Consider the following 17,323-nt stretch of genomic DNA (forward strand, 5'->3'; position numbering starts at 1 on the left):
GGAAGGTTGAATAACCCGCTGAACTCCGGCAGACCCGGAGAAAAGTGAGCGTCCCATGATGCAGCAGTATCAGAGCAATTCGTACCTCTTCGGCGGTAACGCCCCCTATGTCGAAGAACTGTACGAAGCCTATCTCCAGAATCCCGCCTCGGTTCCCGATAATTGGCGCGCGTACTTCGACGCGATGCAGAACGTTCCCGCCGTCGACGGCTCGAACGGCCGGGATATCGCCCACGCTCCTATCGTTGCCTCGTTCGCCGAGCGCGCCAAGCAAGGCCCCATCCGCACCATCGTTGCATCGGCCGATTCCGACATGGGCCGCAAGCGCGTCGCTGCCACGCAGCTGATTGCCGCCTACCGCAACATCGGTTCGCACTGGGCCGACCTGGACCCGCTCAAGCGCCAGGAGCGTCCGCCCCTGCCGGATCTGGACCCGGCCTTCTACGGTTTTTCCGAAGCCGATCTCGACATCGTCTTCAATGCCAGCAATACCTACTTCGGCAAGGAGTCGATGAGCCTGCGCGAGCTGCTCAACAACCTGCGCGAAACCTACTGCGGCACCATCGGCTTCGAATTCATGTATGTGAGCGACCAGGCGCAGAAGCGCTGGTGGCAGGAGCGCCTGGAAACCACGCGTTCCAAGCCGGTGTTCACGCTGGAAAAGAAGAAGCACATCCTTGACCGCCTGACCGCGGCCGAAGGCCTGGAGCGCTTCCTGCACACCAAGTATGTCGGCCAGAAGCGCTTCTCCCTGGAAGGCGGCGAGAGCTTCATCGCCGCCATGGACGAGCTGATCCAGCACGCCGGCAGCAAGGGCGTGCAGGAAATCGTGATCGGCATGGCCCACCGCGGCCGCCTGAACGTGCTGGTCAACACCCTGGGCAAGATGCCCGCCGACCTGTTCGCCGAGTTCGAAGGCAAGCACGTCGACGACCTGCCGGCTGGCGACGTCAAGTACCACAAGGGCTTCTCGAGCGACGTCTCGACCGAAGGCGGCCCGGTCCACCTGTCGCTGGCGTTCAACCCGTCGCACCTGGAAATCGTCAACCCGGTGGTCGAAGGCTCGGCCAAGGCCCGCCAGGAACGCCGCGGCGAAGTCGGCCACAAGGAAGTGCTGCCGGTGCAGGTGCACGGCGACGCGGCCTTTGCCGGCCAGGGCGTGGTGATGGAGACGCTGAACCTCGCGCAGACCCGCGGCTACGGCACGGGCGGCTCGATGCACATCGTCATCAACAACCAGATCGGCTTCACTACCTCGGACCCGCGCGACGCGCGTTCGACGCTGTACTGCACGGACGTGGTCAAGATGATCGAGGCGCCGGTGCTGCACGTGAACGGCGACGATCCCGAAGCCGTGGTGTACGCCATGCAGCTGGCCGTGGACTTCCGCATGGAGTTCAACAAGGATGTCGTGGTCGACATCATCTGCTTCCGCAAGCTGGGCCATAACGAGCAGGACACCCCGGCGGTAACGCAGCCGCTGATGTACAAGAAGATCGCCCAGCACCCCGGCACGCGCAAGCTGTACGCCGACAAGCTGGCCGCGCAGAAGCTGGTGCCGGCCGAATTCGGCGACGAGAAGGTCAAGGAATACCGCGCCGCGATGGACGCCGGCAAGCACACCGCCGACCCCGTCCTGTCGAACTTCAAGAACAAGTTCGCCGTCGACTGGATGCCGTTCCTGAACCGCAAGTGGACCGATGCCGCCGACACCGCGGTGCCGGTGACCGAACTGAAGCGCCTGGCTGAACGCATCACCACCACGCCCGAGACGCTGAAGCTGCACCCGCTGGTCGAGAAGGTCGTCAAGGACCGCGCCAACATGGGCCGTGGCGACCAGCCGCTGGACTGGGGCATGGGCGAGCACCTGGCTTTTGCCTCGCTGGTGTCGTCGGGCTATCCGGTGCGTATCACCGGCCAGGACGCCGGCCGTGGCACCTTCACCCACCGCCACGCCGTGCTGCACGACCAGGCGCGCGAGCGCTGGGATGCCGGCAGCTACGTGCCGCTGCAGAACGTGTCGGAAAACCAGGCACCGTTCACGGTGATCGACTCGGTGCTGTCCGAAGAAGCCGTGCTCGGCTTCGAATACGGCTACTCTGCGGCCGAACCGAACGCGCTGGTGATCTGGGAAGCCCAGTTCGGCGACTTCGTCAACGGCGCCCAGGTGGTGATCGACCAGTTCATCTCGTCCGGTGAAGTGAAGTGGGGCCGTGCCTCGGGCCTGACGCTGATGCTGCCGCACGGCTACGAAGGCCAGGGTCCGGAACACAGCTCGGCCCGTATCGAGCGTTTTCTGCAGCTTTGCGCGGACCACAACATGCAGGTCTGCCAGCCGACCACGCCGGCCCAGATCTTCCACCTGCTGCGCCGCCAGATGATCCGCCTGTTCCGCAAGCCGCTGGTGATCATGACGCCGAAGTCGCTGCTGCGTAACAAGGACGCCGTTTCGCCGCTGTCGGACCTGGCCAAGGGCCACTTCGAGACCGTCATCGCCGACCAGGAAGAGCTGAACGCCGGCAAGGTCAAGCGCGTCATCATGTGTTCGGGCAAGGTCTACTACGACCTGGTCAACACGCGCAAGGAACGCGAGGCCAGCGACACCGCGATCATCCGCCTGGAACAGCTGTACCCGTTCCCGCACAAGGCGCTGGCCGCGGAACTGAAGAAGTACCCGAACGCCAACGAAATCCTGTGGTGCCAGGACGAGCCGCAGAACCAGGGCGCCTGGTTCTTCGTGCAGCACTACATCATGGAAAACATGACGGACGGCCAGAAGCTCGGTTATGCCGGTCGCCCCGCTTCGGCTTCGCCGGCGGTGGGCTACTACGCAAAGCACAACGAGCAACAGAAGGCGCTGCTGGACGCGGCCTTCGGCAAGCTCAAGGGCTTTGTTCTGACCAAGTAATCAGTCGGCAGCCACGGCGGCGCGCGCAGGCGCCGCCGTGGCATCGCCAGCATCACGACAACACGCATAACACGAGGAATTCACCACCATGGCTATCGTTGACGTCAAGGTTCCGCAACTCTCCGAATCGGTCGCCGAAGCGACCATGCTCAACTGGAAGAAGAAGCCAGGCGAAGCCGTTGCCCAGGACGAGATCCTGATCGAAATCGAAACCGACAAGGTCGTGCTGGAAGTACCGGCCCCGTCGGCCGGCGTGCTGTCGATCATCGTCAAGAACGATGGCGACACCGTCGTGGCCGATGAAATCATCGCCAAGATCGACACCGAAGCCACCGCTGGCGCCGCCGCCCCGGCTGCCGCTGCACCGGCTCCGGCTGCCGCCGCCCCGGCCCCGGCCGCTGCCGCCGCTCCGGCTGCCGCCGGCGCCGTGGCGATGCCGTCGGCCGCCAAGCTGATGGCCGAAGCCGGCCTGTCGGCTGGCCAGGTTGCCGGCACCGGCAAGGACGGCCGCATCACCAAGGGCGACGTGCTGGGCGCGGCCGCCGCGCCGGCCCCCGCCGCCAAGGCCGCTCCGGCCCCGGCCGCCAAGCCGGCCCTGCAGCAGGTTTCGGCCCCGGTCGACTTCGCCGCCCTGGGCGACCGCCCGGAAGAGCGCGTGCCGATGAGCCGCCTGCGTGCCCGTATCGCCGAGCGCCTGCTGCAGTCGCAAGCCACCAACGCCATCCTCACCACCTTCAATGAAGTGAACATGAAGCCGGTGATGGACCTGCGCAACAAGTACAAGGACCGCTTCGAGAAGGAACACGGCGTGAAGCTGGGCTTCATGTCGTTCTTCGTCAAGGCCGCGGTCCACGCACTGAAGAAGTTCCCGCTGATCAACGCCTCGATCGACGGCAACGACATCGTCTACCACGGCTACTTCGACATCGGTATCGCCGTCGGTTCGCCGCGTGGCCTGGTGGTGCCGATCCTGCGCAACGCCGACCAGATGAGCCTGGCCGACATCGAGAAGAAGATCGCCGAGTTCGGCGTCAAGGCCCGTGACGGCAAGCTGTCGCTGGAAGAACTGAGCGGCGGCACCTTCTCGATCTCCAACGGCGGCGTGTTCGGCTCGATGCTGTCGACCCCGATCATCAACCCGCCGCAGTCGGCCATCCTGGGCGTGCACGCCACCAAGGACCGCCCGGTGGTGGAAGACGGCCAGATCGTGATCCGCCCGATGAACTACCTGGCGATGTCCTACGACCACCGCATCATCGACGGCCGCGAAGCCGTGCTGGGCCTGGTCGCCATGAAGGACGCACTGGAAGATCCGGCGCGCCTGCTGCTGGACCTGTAACAGCCGGTCCCTCCGCGCACGCGCTGGCGTGCGCGGGGAGCGCGCTACCGTGATCACGGCGCGCCGGCACAAGTTGCCGCCGGCGCCCAACAAGGAATTTCCATGAGCAAACAATTCGACGTGCTGGTGATCGGCGCCGGCCCCGGCGGCTATATCGCCGCCATCCGTGCCGGCCAGCTGGGCCTGAACGTGGCCTGCTGCGAAGGCAATGCGTATGACGATCCCAAGGGCGAAGCGCGCCTGGGCGGCACCTGCCTGAACGTGGGCTGCATTCCCTCCAAGGCGCTGCTGGCTTCCTCGGAAGAGTTCGAGAACGTCCAGCACCACCTGGGCGACCACGGCATCACCGTGGGCGACGTCAAGGTCGACGTGGCCAAGATGCTCAAGCGCAAGGACGATATCGTCGGCAAGATGACCAAGGGCATCGAGTTCCTGTTCCGCAAGAACAAGGTGACGCTGCTCAAGGGCTACGGCAAGTTCGTCGGCAAGAGCGCCGAGGGCTTCCAGGTCGAGATCGCCGGCGAAGTCGTGACCGCCAAGCAGGTCATCATCGCCACCGGTTCGAAGGCCCGCCACCTGCCCGGCATCACCGTCGACAACGACCTCGTCAGCGATAACGAAGGCGCGCTCAAGTTCCCGTCGGTGCCGAAGAAGCTGGGCGTGATCGGCGCCGGCGTGATCGGCCTGGAGCTGGGTTCGGTGTGGCGCCGCCTGGGTTCGGACGTGACCGTGCTGGAAGCGCTGCCCGCCTTCCTGGGCGCCGCCGACGAAGGCGTGGCGAAGGAAGCGCAGAAGCAGCTGACCAAGCAGGGCCTGAAGTTCAGCCTCGGCGTGAAGGTGGACGAAGTCACTTCGGGCAAGAAGGGCGTGACGGTCAAGTACACCGACAAGGATGGCGCGGCCCAGACGCTGGAAGTCGATCGCCTGATCGTGTCGGTCGGACGCGTGCCGAATACCGACAACCTGGGCCTGGACGCAGTCGGCCTGGCGGTCGATCAGCGCGGCTTTATCGAGGTGGACGACCATTGCGCCACCAAGGTGCCGGGCCTGTGGGCCATTGGCGACGTGGTGCGCGGCCCGATGCTGGCGCACAAGGCCGAGGATGAGGGCGTGGCCGTGGCCGAGCGCATCGCCGGCCAGAAGCCGCATATCGACTACAACTGCGTTCCGTGGGTGATCTACACCTTCCCGGAAATCGCATGGGTCGGCAAGACCGAAGCCCAGCTCAAGGCCGAAGGCCGCGAGTTCAAGGCCGGCCAGTTCCCGTTCATGGCCAACGGCCGTGCGCTGGGCATGGGCCACGCCGACGGCTTCGTCAAGATGCTGGCTGACGCCAAGACCGACGAGATCCTGGGCGTGCACATCGTTGCCGCCAACGCCTCGGACCTGATCGCCGAAGCCGTGGTGGCGATGGAGTTCAAGGCCGCCAGCGAAGATATCGGCCGCGTCTGCCATCCGCACCCGTCGATGTCGGAAGTCATGCGCGAAGCCGCGCTGGCCGTCGACAAGCGTCAGCTTAATATGTAAGGCGCATGTCCGCCGCTGCCTGAGTACCGGCGCGCCGTTCTGCGGCGCGCCGTTTTCACTTGCGGCCCGTGCCGCGTGAGCCCCGAGCATGAACGTCACCGAGTACTACGAGAAGGAACTGAAGGAGCGCGGCTACCAGTCCGACGAGGCCCAGCTGCGCGCCGTGGCCCGGCTGCAGCAGTGCTACGACGAATGGGTCGCCTACAAGGGGCGCCGCAACAACGCGCTGAAGAAGCTGCTGGTGCGCCCCGATGTGCCGCAGGGGGTCTATATGTGGGGCGGGGTGGGGCGCGGCAAGTCGTTCCTGATGGACAGCTTCTATACCTGCGTGCCGGTGGTACGCAAGACGCGGCTGCATTTCCATGAATTCATGCGCGAGGTGCACCGCCAGCTGGAAGAACTGCGTGGCCGTCCCGACCCCCTCGACGAACTGGCCAGGCGCATTGCGCGCCGTTTCCGCCTGATCTGCTTCGATGAATTCCATGTCAGCGACGTCGCCGACGCGATGATCCTGCATCGCCTGCTGCAGCAGCTGTTCGACAACGGCGTGCAGTTCGTGATGACCTCCAACTACCGGCCCGACCTGCTATACACAGATGGCTTGCACCGCGACCGCGTGCTGCCGGCCATCGCGCTGATCCAGCAGAAGATGGACGTGCTCAATGTCGATGCCGGCATCGACTACCGCAAGCGCGCGCTGGAACAGGTGCAGGCCTACCACACCCCGCTGGACGCCAAGGCCAACTCGGCGCTGCGGGATGCGTTCACTTCCATTGCCGGCGTGGCCGACGAGTCTCCGCTGCTGCATATCGAGCACCGCGAACTGCGCTCGCTGCGCAAGGCCAACGGGGTGGTCTGGTTCGACTTCGCCACGCTCTGCGGCGGCCCGCGTTCGCAGAATGACTACCTGGAACTGGCCTCGCAATTTCATACGGTGATCCTGTCCGACGTGCCACGCATGACGCCGCGCATGTCGTCCGAGGCACGCCGCTTTACCTGGCTGATCGACGTCTTCTACGACCACAAGGTCAAGCTGCTGATGTCGGCGGAAGTGCCTGCCGACGAACTCTATACAGAAGGCCAGATGGCCAACGAATTCCATCGCACCGTGTCCCGCATCATCGAGATGCAGTCGCGCGAGTACCTGGAATCCGAGCGCCGCGCCATGGATACGACGCTTACCTGAGTGGTGTTTCATGCCCGGCGCAACGATAGCCGGGCCGCCTTGATCTATATCAAGTTGGAAATGGGGGGCGGTCTATATCCTCGACTGGGTAAAAAAAGCTTCCCATGTCGCCGCCCCCAGCCACCAGTCCTTCCGCCAGCTTGCTGGCGCCATTCCCGCCGCCCGGCGGGCACGATGGCGCCGGCACGGCCGCGCGCGCCGCCGCCGCATCGCTGGCCTGCTTCCATTGCGGATTGCCGGTCACCGATGCCGCGCCGCTCGCCGCCGACCTGGACGGAAGCCGCCGGGTTTTCTGCTGCGGCGGTTGCCAGGCCCTGGCGCAGACCCTCCATGCCGCCGGCTTTGCCCACCTGTACGGCAACGAAGCCCGTTTCGCCCGGCCCATCGACGACGAAGCCCGGCGCGAAGCCGAGCCGATCTGGGACGCCTACGATGCCCCGGAACTGCGCGCGCAGTTTGTCCGCCCGCTCGACGGCGGCCGCGCCGAGATCACGCTGGCTCCCGAGAACATCCGCTGCGCCGCCTGCGCCTGGCTGATCGAACAGCATCTCAGCCGCCAGCCGGGCGTCGAGTCCGCAGTGGCCAACGTCGCCACGCGGCGCGTAGTGGTGCGCTGGCGCGACGGCGCCCAGACGGTGTCGGGGCTGCTGGCCGCGCTGGCCGGCATCGGCTACATGGCCTGGCCCTTCGAAGTCTCGCGCACCGACCAGCAGGACCGCCGCGCGCGCCGCGGCCTGCTGATGCGCATGGCAGTGGCCATGCTCGGCATGATGCAGGTGATGATGTACGCGTGGCCGATCTACACCCACGAGGCCACCATCGATCCCGGCCAGCTGCAGCTGATGCGCTGGGCCAGCTTCGCGCTGACCTTGCCGGTGGTGTGCTATGCCGCCTCGCCAATCTTTGCCGGCGCCTGGCGCAGCCTGCGCCAGCGCCATATGGGCATGGACGTGCCGGTGGCGATCGGCGTCGCCGCGGGCTTTGCCGCCAGTGCGCTGGCCACGGTGCGCGGCGTGGGCGAGGTCTATTTCGATTCCGTGACGATGTTCGTCGCCTTCCTGCTGCTGGCCCGTTACCTGGAATTGCGGGTGCGCCAGGCCTCGCGCAGCGGTGCCGAAATGCTGGCGCGCCAGTTACCCGCCACGTGCGAGCGGCTGGTTGCGGCCGGCGCGGCGGGCGAGCGCATCCCGGTGGCGCGCCTGCGCGCGGGCGACCTGATCCGCGTCAAGGCGGGGGAGATCGTCCCGGCGGATGGCGCAGTCACCTCAGGCACCAGTGAACTCGATGAATCCATGCTGACCGGCGAAAGCCGCCCGGTGCGCCGCGCCGCCGGCGACACTGTGCTGGCCGGCAGCTTCAATACGGCCAGCCCGCTGGAACTGCGGGTGACGCGCGTCGGCGCCGGCACCCGCCTGGCCGAGATCGTCGCGGTGCTGGACCGCGCGCTGGCCGAGAAGCCGCGCCTGGCGACGCTGGCCGACCGCGTCGCGGGCTGGTTCGTGGCGACGCTGCTGTTGCTGGCGGCACTGACCGGCATGGTCTGGGGCCTCTGGATCGATCCGTCGCGGGCCTTGCTGGTGACGATCGCGGTGCTGGTGGTGAGCTGCCCGTGCGCCTTGTCGCTGGCCACGCCCGCGGCACTGGCCGCGGCCGGCGCGGCGCTGTCGCGCCGTGGCGTGCTGCTGGCGCGCGGCCACGCGCTGGAAACGCTGGCCCGCGTCACCGACGTGGTGCTCGACAAGACCGGCACGCTGACCGAGGGCCGCTTTGCCGTGGCGGCGGTCGAGCCGCTGGGAGACACCGATTCTGCCCGATGCCTGGCCCTGGCCGCGGCGATGGAGCGCGGTGGCGAGCATCCGATCGCACGCGCGCTGGTGGCGGCGGCGCCGGATTCCGCCGGCCAGTCGCTGCCGGCCAGCGACATGCGCAACGTGCCCGGCCACGGCCTCGAGGCGGTGGTAGCGGGCCGCCGCCTGCGCCTCGGCCGTGCCGATTTTGTCTTTGCGCTCGGCGGCGCTGGTCAAACTGATCCGGCCGCTGCTGACAACCTGATGCATCCCGGCGCCACCGTGATCTGGCTCGGCGCCGAGACCGGCCCGCTGGCGCGCTTCGTCCTGGCCGACGTCGAGCGCCAGGAAACGCCGATGCTGCTGGCGCGCCTGCGCGAATTGGGGGTGCGCTGCCATCTTGTGTCGGGCGACAACATGGCCGCGGTGCACTGGTGGGCCGGTCACTTCGGCATCGACCGCGCTGCGGGCGAGGTCACGCCCGAAGGCAAGCGCATCTACGTGGCGCGGTTGCAGCAGGGCGGGGCCGTGGTGCTGGCAGTCGGCGACGGCATCAACGACGCACCGGTGCTGGCGCAGGCGCAGGTGTCGATCGCCATCGGCAGCGGCGCGCCGCTGGCACAGGCCGGCGCGGACGCGGTGCTGACGCACGGCGGCGTGGCCGAGATCGCAACCGCGCTGGCCGTGTCGCGCCAGACCCGCCGGGTGGTGCGCCAGAACCTGGGCTGGGCCTTTTTCTACAACGTGGTCGCCATTCCGCTGGCGGCAACGGGGCTGGTGACGGCCTGGATGGCTGGCATCGGCATGTCGCTGTCGTCGCTGCTGGTGGTCGCCAATGCCTGGCGCCTGCTGCGTGCCGGCAAGCCGCGGCAGAACGGAGCCTGACGATGGAAACGCTTTACCTGCTGGTGCCGATGAGCCTGGTGCTCGTGGTGGTCATCGCGGGCGCGCTGTGGTGGGCGCTTCATGCCGGGCAGTACGACGACCTGGACCGGCCTGCCGAATCGATCCTGCTGGACAACGACAAGCCGTGAGCCCGCAGCCCGGGCCTCGGACCCGCGTTGCGCGCACAGGTTCAAGACGTGCCGGGAGCGGCTTGATAAAGATCAACGCACCGGTGGCATGGTTTTTCTAAAGTCACACTGTCAGTAGGTTTTTTATTTTCTCTAAGCTTTGGGGGTCTGAATGGATGTCACTGCCGCGTCTTCACGCGTCGACACCTTCAATTACGGCGTCGTAAGACAGTTCGCTGTCATGACGGTAGTCTGGGGGATCGTCGGCATGGCCGTCGGCGTGCTGTTGGCAGCACAGCTGATCTGGCCCGAACTCAATTTCAATACACCGTGGCTGTCGTTCGGCCGGCTGCGTCCGCTGCATACCAATGCGGTGATCTTCGCCTTCGGCGGCAGCGCGCTGTTTGCCACCTCCTACTACGTGGTCCAGCGCACCTGCCAGGCGCGCCTGTTCTGCGGCCCGCTGGCCGCGTTCACGTTCTGGGGCTGGCAACTGGTCATCGTCGCCGCCGCCATCACGCTGCCGCTGGGCATCACCAGCTCGAAGGAATACGCCGAACTCGAATGGCCCATCGACTTGCTGATCACCGCGGTCTGGGTGGCCTATGCCATCGTGTTCTTCGGCACCATCGTCAAGCGCAAGACCCGGCATATCTACGTCGCCAACTGGTTCTTCGGCGCCTACATCCTGACCATCGCGCTGCTCCACATCGTCAACAACATCGAGATGCCGGTGTCGCTGTGGAAGTCCTACTCGGCCTATGCCGGCGTGCAGGACGCGATGATCCAGTGGTGGTACGGCCATAACGCGGTCGGCTTCTTCCTGACCACCAGCTTCCTGGGGATGATGTACTACTTCATTCCCAAGCAGGCCGAGCGCCCGATCTTTTCCTACCGCCTGTCCATCGTCCACTTCTGGGCGCTGAACTTCACCTACATGTGGGCCGGCCCGCACCATCTGCAGTACACCGCGCTGCCCGACTGGGCGCAGTCGCTGGGCATGGTGTTCTCGCTGATCCTGCTGGCGCCCTCCTGGGGCGGCATGATCAACGGCATCATGACCCTGTCGGGCGCCTGGCACAAGCTGCGCACCGACCCGATCCTGAAGTTCCTGGTGGTGGCGCTGTCGTTCTACGGCATGTCCACGTTCGAAGGCTCGATGATGTCGATCAAGACCGTCAACGCGCTGTCGCACTACACCGACTGGACCATCGGCCACGTGCACTCCGGCGCGCTGGGCTGGGTCGCGATGATCTCCATCGGTTCGCTCTACTACCTGATCCCGCGGCTGTTCGGCGAGAAGCAGATGTACAGCGTGCGCCTGATCGAATGGCACTTCTGGATCGCGACCATCGGCGTGGTGCTGTATATCGCCTCGATGTGGATCGCGGGCGTGATGGAAGGCCTGATGTGGCGCGCCACGCAGCCGGACGGCACGTTGACCTACGCCTTCGTCGAAGCGGTCAAGGCCAAGTACCCGTTCTATCTGATTCGCCTGCTGGGTGGCATGTGCTTCCTGTCCGGCATGCTGCTGATGGCTTACAACATCGCCAAGACCATAGCCGGCAAGCCCGCCGTGGATGCGCCGATTCCGGCCAGCATCGCCGCCTCTGCCCACTGATCAATCCAGGATAGAAAGATGTCCGACAAACAACGCTTCTTTTCCCACGAAACGCTGGAGAAGAACATCGGCTGGCTGATCATCTGCACGATCCTCGTGGTCAGCATCGCAGGTCTGGTCCAGATCGTGCCGCTGTTCTTCCAGCACTCCACCACCGAGCCGGATCCGGGCATCACGCCGTATTCGCCGCTGCGGCTGATGGGGCGTGATATCTATATCCGCGAAGGCTGCGTCGGCTGCCACTCGCAGCAGGTGCGCACGCTGCAGGCCGAGACCGAGCGCTACGGCCATTACTCCACCGCCGGCGAATCGGTCTATGACCATCCGTTCCTGTGGGGCTCCAAGCGTACCGGCCCCGATCTGGCACGCGTGGGCGGACGCTACTCCGACGACTGGCAGCGCATCCACCTGCGCAACCCGCGCGACGTGGTGCCGGAATCCGTGATGCCGTCGTACCCCTGGCTGGAGAAGGCCGAGTTGCCCACCAATGATGTCCAGGCGCGCATGCGCGCGCTGGTCAAGCTGGGCGTGCCGTACACCGACGCCGAAATCGCAAAGGCGCCGGAAGAGCTGAAAGGCAAGACCGAGGAAGACGCGCTGGTTGCCTACCTGCAGGGCCTCGGCACCAACCGCCGCAACGTGCGCGTCGATGCCGCCGCAGCGGCGCCGAAGGAGTAAGCCATGGCCATGATCACCGCCATCGCGACCGTCGTGTCGATGGTCGTCTTCCTCGGTATCTGCTGGTGGGCCTGGTCCGCCGGCCGCCAGGCCGCCAACCGCGAATCCGCCATGCTGCCGTTCGCGCTGCCTGACGAAACTACGACAACATCGAGCCGGAACACCTAGCCATGAGCGATTTCATTTCCGATTTCTGGAGTTACTACATTGCCGCCATCGCGCTCATCGGCATCGTCTGGTGCGTATGGCTGCTGTTTTCGCAACGCAAGATCACCAAGACCCCCGGTGGCACGGCAGATACGGGCCATGTCTGGGACGGCGACCTGCGTGAACTGAACAACCCGCTGCCGCGCTGGTGGATGTGGATGTTCCTGCTGGCCTGCATTTTCGGCCTCGCTTACCTCGTGCTGTATCCCGGCCTGGGCTCGTACGCCGGCGTGCTGAAGTTCTCCACGCAGGGCGAACTGGCCGCGCACCGGGCGGCGCAGGAACGCATGCAGAACGAGATCTACGGCAAGTACCTGAAGATGGACGTCAAGCAGGTGGCCGCGGACCCGCAGGCGCGCGAGATCGGCCAGCGCCTGTTCCTGAACTACTGTGCGCAGTGCCATGGCTCGGATGCGCGCGGCAGCCGGGGCTTCCCCAACCTGACCGATAACGACTGGTTGTACGGCGGCGAGCCCGAAACCATCAGCCAGACCATCACCAAGGGCCGCAACGGCGTGATGCCGCCGTTTGGCGCTGCCCTCGATGCCAAGCAGGCGGGCGACGTGGCCCAGTATGTGCGTTCGCTGTCCGGGCTTTCGTCGGACCCGATCCGTGTGTCGCGTGGCGAAGGCGCGTTCAAGACCACCTGCGCGGCATGCCATGGCGCCGGCGGCAAGGGCAACCAGGCCCTCGGTGCGCCGAACCTGTCGGACAACGTCTGGCTCTATGGCAGCTCGGAAGCCAGCATCGTCGAGGCCATCCTGAAGGGGCACAACAACCATATGCCGGCACACGAGGAAATCCTGACGCCCGAACGCATCCGCATGCTGACGGCCTATGTGTATGGATTGTCCAATACGGGAGGCGGAGCCGGGAAATGATCGACGACTCATGTGAGCGAGCGCTCGAGGCTCGCGGGAGAACTCGCCCATGAATGCGCCCGGTACCGAAGAAGTGGCCCGGGCGGCCGACCTGCAACGGTCGGCCGCGGCGCCGGGCGAGACCTCGGAAGAAACCCTTTACGAGGTCCGCCGCAAAATCTATCCCCGCTCGGTGAAGGGCGCGTTCTCCAGCTGGCGGGTCTGGCTGGTGATCCTGACCCAGCTGATCTACTACGGCACGCCCTGGCTCCAATGGAATGGACGCCAGGCCGTGCTGTTCGACCTTGGTGAGCGCAAGTTCTATATCTTCGGGCTGGTGCTGTGGCCGCAGGACGTCATCTACCTGGCCGTGCTGCTGGTCATCTCGGCACTGGCGCTGTTCCTGTTCACGGCGATCGCGGGGCGGCTGTTCTGCGGCTACGCGTGCCCGCAGACGGTCTATACCGAGATCTTCATGTGGATCGAGCGGCGCGTCGAAGGCGACCGCATCGCCCGTATCCGCCTTGATGGGGATCCGTGGAGCCTGCGCAAACTCCGCCTCAAGGTGACCAAGCATTTCCTTTGGGTACTGATCGCACTCTGGACCGGCTTCACGTTCATCGGCTACTTTGCGCCGATCCGCGAACTGGGCGGCGAGGTTCTGGCGCTGTCGCTGGGGCCCTGGCAGGCGTTCTGGATGCTGTTCTATGCTTTCGCCACGTGGGGCAACGCAGGCTTCATGCGCGAGCAGGTGTGCAAGTACATGTGTCCCTACGCGCGTTTCCAGAGCGTGATGGTGGACCGCGATACCTATGTCGTGACCTATGACGTCGGCCGCGGCGAGCCGCGCGGCAGCCGCTCGCGCAAGACCGACCATCACCAGGCCGGGCTGGGCGATTGCGTCAACTGCAGCATCTGCGTGCAGGTGTGTCCGACCGGCATCGACATCCGCGATGGCCTGCAGTACGAGTGCATCGGCTGCGGCGCCTGCATCGACGCCTGCAACCAGGTCATGGACAAGATGGACTACCCGCGCGGGCTGATCCGGTACACCTCGGAAAACGCCATGCGCAAGGGCTTGTCCGCCGGGGCATCGCGCAAGCGCTTGCTGCGCCCGCGCGTGATCATCTACTCGGTGATCTGGGCGGCGCTGCTGGCCGGCTTCATGGCGTCGATCATGCTGCGCACGCCGCTGAAGGTCGATATCATCCGCGACCGCGGTGCGCTGGGCCGGGAGGTCGAAGGGCGCTGGATCGAAAACGTCTATCGGCTGCAGTTGATCAACACCACCGAAGCGGCGATGCAGATCCGCGTGCGCGCCGACAGCGATGAACTGAAGGACCTGACGGTCGAATACGACAAGCAGGCCGAATCGCTGGCGCCGACCTCCAACCGGCTACTGCCGATCCGCATCCGCGTGCCGATCGAGGCCGCCAGGCAGGGCACGCACAAGATCAACGTAACGGTAACGAGCGAAGGCACGGAGCAGGGGCATGCCGAAATCCGGCAATCCACCAGTTTTATCGTGCCGCGCGATTTGTGAAGCTAGGCGACTCTGACGTAGTCGCCAGACGAAGGGGGCAAGATGAGTCAGCAAGGCAATCCGTGGTGGAAGGAGCCGTGGCCGTGGCTGCTGATGGCCGGTCCGCTGGTGGCCATGGTGGGGTGCGGCGTGACGATCTGGCTGGCATCGGCGCATCCCGACATGCCGGTGCAGGGCGCGACGCGGCATGGGCTGGTGGTGGAAAAGATGGAAGTTGTGCCGCCCAGGGCCGCGGCAGCGAGGCAGCCATGAGGTTGCGCTGGCTGATGTGGGTGCTGTGGCCGGGCTTCTTGATGGCGGGCCTGGCGACGGCGACGGTTTTTTCCGTCGTCGACCCGGGCGACCTGAAATTCTTCGGCCATCCGATCGAATCGTCGCGCGAGTCGGTCTATACCGTCGGCTTCCTGCTGGCGTGGGTGTTCTGTGCGTTGTCCAGCGGCCTGACGCTGTACACCATGCCGACACGGCTGGCGGATACGGACGAACTGGAATAGTGAAGGACCACCGCGTTGCCGGCGCCTGCAGCTGGCGCGGCAACGCCAGCGGTGGCTCAGCAGCTACGGCTGTAGAGTTGCTTGATGCCGTCGATGTCGATCAGCTTGACATGCCGCTGGCGGATCTGGATCAGCCCGGCCTCGGCAAAGCGCGAGAACAGGCGGCTGACGGTCTCGAGCTTCAGCCCGAGGTAGCTGCCGATCTCTTCGCGGCTCATGCGCATCACGAACTCGGACGCCGAATAACCGCGCGCCGACAGCCGCTCCGACAAATTCATCAGGAAGGCGGCCAGGCGTTCCTCGGCGCGCATCGAGCCGAGTGTGACCAGCATCAGCTGGTCGTGCGTGATTTCCTTGCCCATCAGGCGCAGGAACTGCTGCTGCAGCGACGGCAGGTCGGCCGACAGCGTCTGCAGATCGTTCATGCGGACCACGCATACCTCGGTATCTTCGAGCGCGGCCGCATCGGATGCATGTTGCATCTCGCCCAGGCCGTCGAGGCCGACGATTTCACCGGGCAGGTGGAACCCGGTAATCTGCGAGCGTCCGTCTTCGGTGGTGACATGTGTCTTGAGCGTACCGAAGCGGATGGCGTAGACCGCGGTGAGCGGGTCGCCCATGCGGTAAAGGGTTTCCCCCTTGTGCACGCGGATGCGTTCCTGCACCAGCGTGTCGATCTTGGCAAGGTCTTGCTGCGACATGCCAACCGGAAGGCACAGCTGTCCCATCGCACAGGTGGAGCAGCGGGGCGACATCTCGGTAATGGGGATGGAGGTGAGCAATTGGAACCTGCTAGAAATGGCAGCGGGGCACGATATGGACATTTTACCGTGCGATGTGATGCGGCAGGGAGACAGAATTGACATTTGGAGTATTGATCAGCGTTTTCCTGCTCGCTCTGCTGGGCGGCGTGCACTGCGCCGCAATGTGCGGCGGGGTGGCGCTGGCCGTGGAGCAGCGGCGCCGCAAGGCAGCGCCGATCGCGCTGGTGCGCAGCCGGACTGCCTGGCTTGGCGAGTTATTGGTAATGCACTTTGGCAGGATCAGCACCTATATGCTGCTCGGTGCCGCGCTGGGCGCCGCCGGCGCCACCGCCTGGAGGCAGGATTACCTGCCGGTGCAGCGCTGGCTGTTCGGTGCAGGCAGTCTGATGCTGCTGTGGTCGGGGTGGCGCTTGCTGCGCGGCAGTACCTTTACCGTGAACTGGCTGGAGCGGCTGGCGGCGCGCGCCGGCACGGCGGTGGCTGGCCGGCTTGGCGGGCTCGCTGGCGCGATGCCGGCCTTCGTGCGGGCGCGTGGCGGGCTGGCCCGGCGTTATGGCGTTGGCCTGGCCTGGGGGCTGGTACCGTGCGGCATGGTCTACGGCGCGCTGACGCTGGCGCTGCTGGCAGGAAATGCCGGCTCGGGCGCGCTGGTGATGGGCGTGTTCGGGCTGGGCACGCTGCCGAACCTGCTGGTGCTGTCCGGGCTGTCCGGTTATCTCAGGCTGTGGTCGCGGCGACCGGGCGTGCGCCTGGGCGCTGGTCTTGCCGTGATGGCGTTCGGCGGGCTTGGCATTGCGCGAGCGGTGCTGCTGCCACATTCGCTGGCGGAACAGGGCTTTTGCCTGGTGTTTTGATGCCACACGCGGCATCCTGCGGCGCCGGCACCCCGCGCAAGCAGGATGATGGTTGCAGGCGGAGGCGGGAATGCCATACAATCGCCAGCATTGCGGTATCGCGCGGAGTCAGACAGGCTGCGGTAAGCAGCGGCGAACAGCGCCTGGCGGTCTTCCTATCCGAAGACGCTCGGGACGCGGGAAGCGGAAGGCTTTCGATGAGCGCCAGTCCCCGCGGTCCCATTCGGTTCAAAAGATCTGGTTCAAAAGTCCGGTTGGCGCTGCGGCGTGGTAGATGCCGGCCTTGCTCCCGATACCCGTATTTTCTTGCGTCCGAGGCGTTCAGTTCGCCGACCGCGATGTCCGCTTGTGCGGACGAGCGACGCAAGAGGTTCGCTGGCCGGTCCATGACGGCATGCGGACGATCTCCTGCCGGAAGCCCCGGCAACTCGATGCAAAGATAGGGAAGTGCACGGCCTGGGTACGGCAGGTATCCGGCCCGCTGCGCAATGAGATGGCGGTGGCTCTGGCACCGCTGTATCCAAAATCTCCGGTGCCCCGGA

The 17,323-nt window shown here is 65.6% G+C and carries 15 protein-coding genes; 14 read left to right on the plus strand and 1 reads right to left on the minus strand.

The genetic code is table 11. The features are described 5' to 3' along the window. Window positions 1-55: 55 nt before the first annotated feature. From MKD50_RS07175 to MKD50_RS07235, 13 genes are all read left to right on the plus strand, one after another. On the plus strand, window positions 56-2,908 hold the full coding sequence (locus MKD50_RS07175) for a 2-oxoglutarate dehydrogenase E1 component (protein WP_115703625.1): 2,853 nt from the start codon (window positions 56-58) through the stop codon (window positions 2,906-2,908). 88 nt (window positions 2,909-2,996) lie between these two features. Further along, window positions 2,997-4,247 carry a 2-oxoglutarate dehydrogenase complex dihydrolipoyllysine-residue succinyltransferase gene (gene odhB, locus MKD50_RS07180; RefSeq protein WP_116295514.1) on the plus strand — a complete coding sequence of 417 codons (1,251 nt, stop codon included), beginning with the start codon at window positions 2,997-2,999 and terminating at the stop codon, window positions 4,245-4,247. Between the two features lie 102 nt (window positions 4,248-4,349). After that, window positions 4,350-5,774: a dihydrolipoyl dehydrogenase gene (gene lpdA / locus MKD50_RS07185; protein ID WP_115703621.1), complete on the plus strand. Its 1,425-nt coding sequence runs from the start codon at window positions 4,350-4,352 to the stop codon at window positions 5,772-5,774. Window positions 5,775-5,862: 88 nt separating this feature from the next. After that, a complete protein-coding gene (gene zapE / locus MKD50_RS07190) occupies window positions 5,863-6,960 on the plus strand; it encodes a cell division protein ZapE (protein WP_115703619.1) in 1,098 nt (365 codons plus the stop codon). 104 nt (window positions 6,961-7,064) lie between these two features. Continuing rightward, a complete protein-coding gene (locus MKD50_RS07195; RefSeq protein ID WP_252666731.1) occupies window positions 7,065-9,632 on the plus strand; it encodes a heavy metal translocating P-type ATPase in 2,568 nt (855 codons plus the stop codon). A 2-nt stretch (window positions 9,633-9,634) separates the two neighbouring features. Further along, window positions 9,635-9,781 (plus strand): cbb3-type cytochrome oxidase assembly protein CcoS, encoded by a 147-nt coding sequence (gene ccoS / locus MKD50_RS07200; RefSeq protein WP_010809469.1) that lies wholly within the window; start codon window positions 9,635-9,637, stop codon window positions 9,779-9,781. A 151-nt stretch (window positions 9,782-9,932) separates the two neighbouring features. Then, window positions 9,933-11,381 carry a cytochrome-c oxidase, cbb3-type subunit I gene (gene ccoN / locus MKD50_RS07205; RefSeq protein ID WP_115703615.1) on the plus strand — a complete coding sequence of 483 codons (1,449 nt, stop codon included), beginning with the start codon at window positions 9,933-9,935 and terminating at the stop codon, window positions 11,379-11,381. A gap of 18 nt (window positions 11,382-11,399) precedes the next feature. Continuing rightward, entirely contained in the window at window positions 11,400-12,059 is a 660-nt protein-coding gene (ccoO, locus tag MKD50_RS07210) for a cytochrome-c oxidase, cbb3-type subunit II (protein ID WP_115703613.1), read from the plus strand. A 3-nt stretch (window positions 12,060-12,062) separates the two neighbouring features. Continuing rightward, window positions 12,063-12,227, plus strand: coding sequence for a cbb3-type cytochrome oxidase subunit 3 (locus tag MKD50_RS07215; protein WP_010809472.1), 165 nt, complete (start codon window positions 12,063-12,065; stop codon window positions 12,225-12,227). Window positions 12,228-12,229: 2 nt separating this feature from the next. Continuing rightward, window positions 12,230-13,147 (plus strand): cytochrome-c oxidase, cbb3-type subunit III, encoded by a 918-nt coding sequence (gene ccoP / locus MKD50_RS07220; protein ID WP_252666732.1) that lies wholly within the window; start codon window positions 12,230-12,232, stop codon window positions 13,145-13,147. 49 nt (window positions 13,148-13,196) lie between these two features. Next, window positions 13,197-14,669: a cytochrome c oxidase accessory protein CcoG gene (gene ccoG, locus MKD50_RS07225; RefSeq protein WP_252666733.1), complete on the plus strand. Its 1,473-nt coding sequence runs from the start codon at window positions 13,197-13,199 to the stop codon at window positions 14,667-14,669. A 42-nt stretch (window positions 14,670-14,711) separates the two neighbouring features. Beyond that, window positions 14,712-14,921 (plus strand): hypothetical protein, encoded by a 210-nt coding sequence (locus tag MKD50_RS07230; RefSeq protein ID WP_115703607.1) that lies wholly within the window; start codon window positions 14,712-14,714, stop codon window positions 14,919-14,921. After that, window positions 14,918-15,163: a hypothetical protein gene (locus MKD50_RS07235; RefSeq protein WP_012353116.1), complete on the plus strand. Its 246-nt coding sequence runs from the start codon at window positions 14,918-14,920 to the stop codon at window positions 15,161-15,163. Before MKD50_RS07230 ends, MKD50_RS07235 begins: the two co-directional genes overlap by 4 nt. 56 nt (window positions 15,164-15,219) lie before the next feature. Here the strand turns inward: MKD50_RS07235 and fnr are convergent, their stop codons facing one another. Beyond that, the gene (gene fnr, locus MKD50_RS07240) at window positions 15,220-15,945 is read right to left on the minus strand and encodes a fumarate/nitrate reduction transcriptional regulator Fnr (RefSeq protein WP_115703605.1); all 726 of its coding nucleotides are present in this window, start codon (window positions 15,943-15,945) and stop codon (window positions 15,220-15,222) included. 77 nt (window positions 15,946-16,022) lie between these two features. Here fnr and MKD50_RS07245 point away from each other — a divergent pair, with 77 nt between their 5' ends. Further along, the gene (locus tag MKD50_RS07245; protein WP_252666734.1) at window positions 16,023-16,781 is read left to right on the plus strand and encodes a sulfite exporter TauE/SafE family protein; all 759 of its coding nucleotides are present in this window, start codon (window positions 16,023-16,025) and stop codon (window positions 16,779-16,781) included. Window positions 16,782-17,323: the final 542 nt, after the last annotated feature.

It is taken from the genome of Cupriavidus mimosae, from assembly GCF_023952485.1.
GTDB classification, from domain to species: Bacteria; Pseudomonadota; Gammaproteobacteria; order Burkholderiales; family Burkholderiaceae; genus Cupriavidus; species Cupriavidus taiwanensis_C.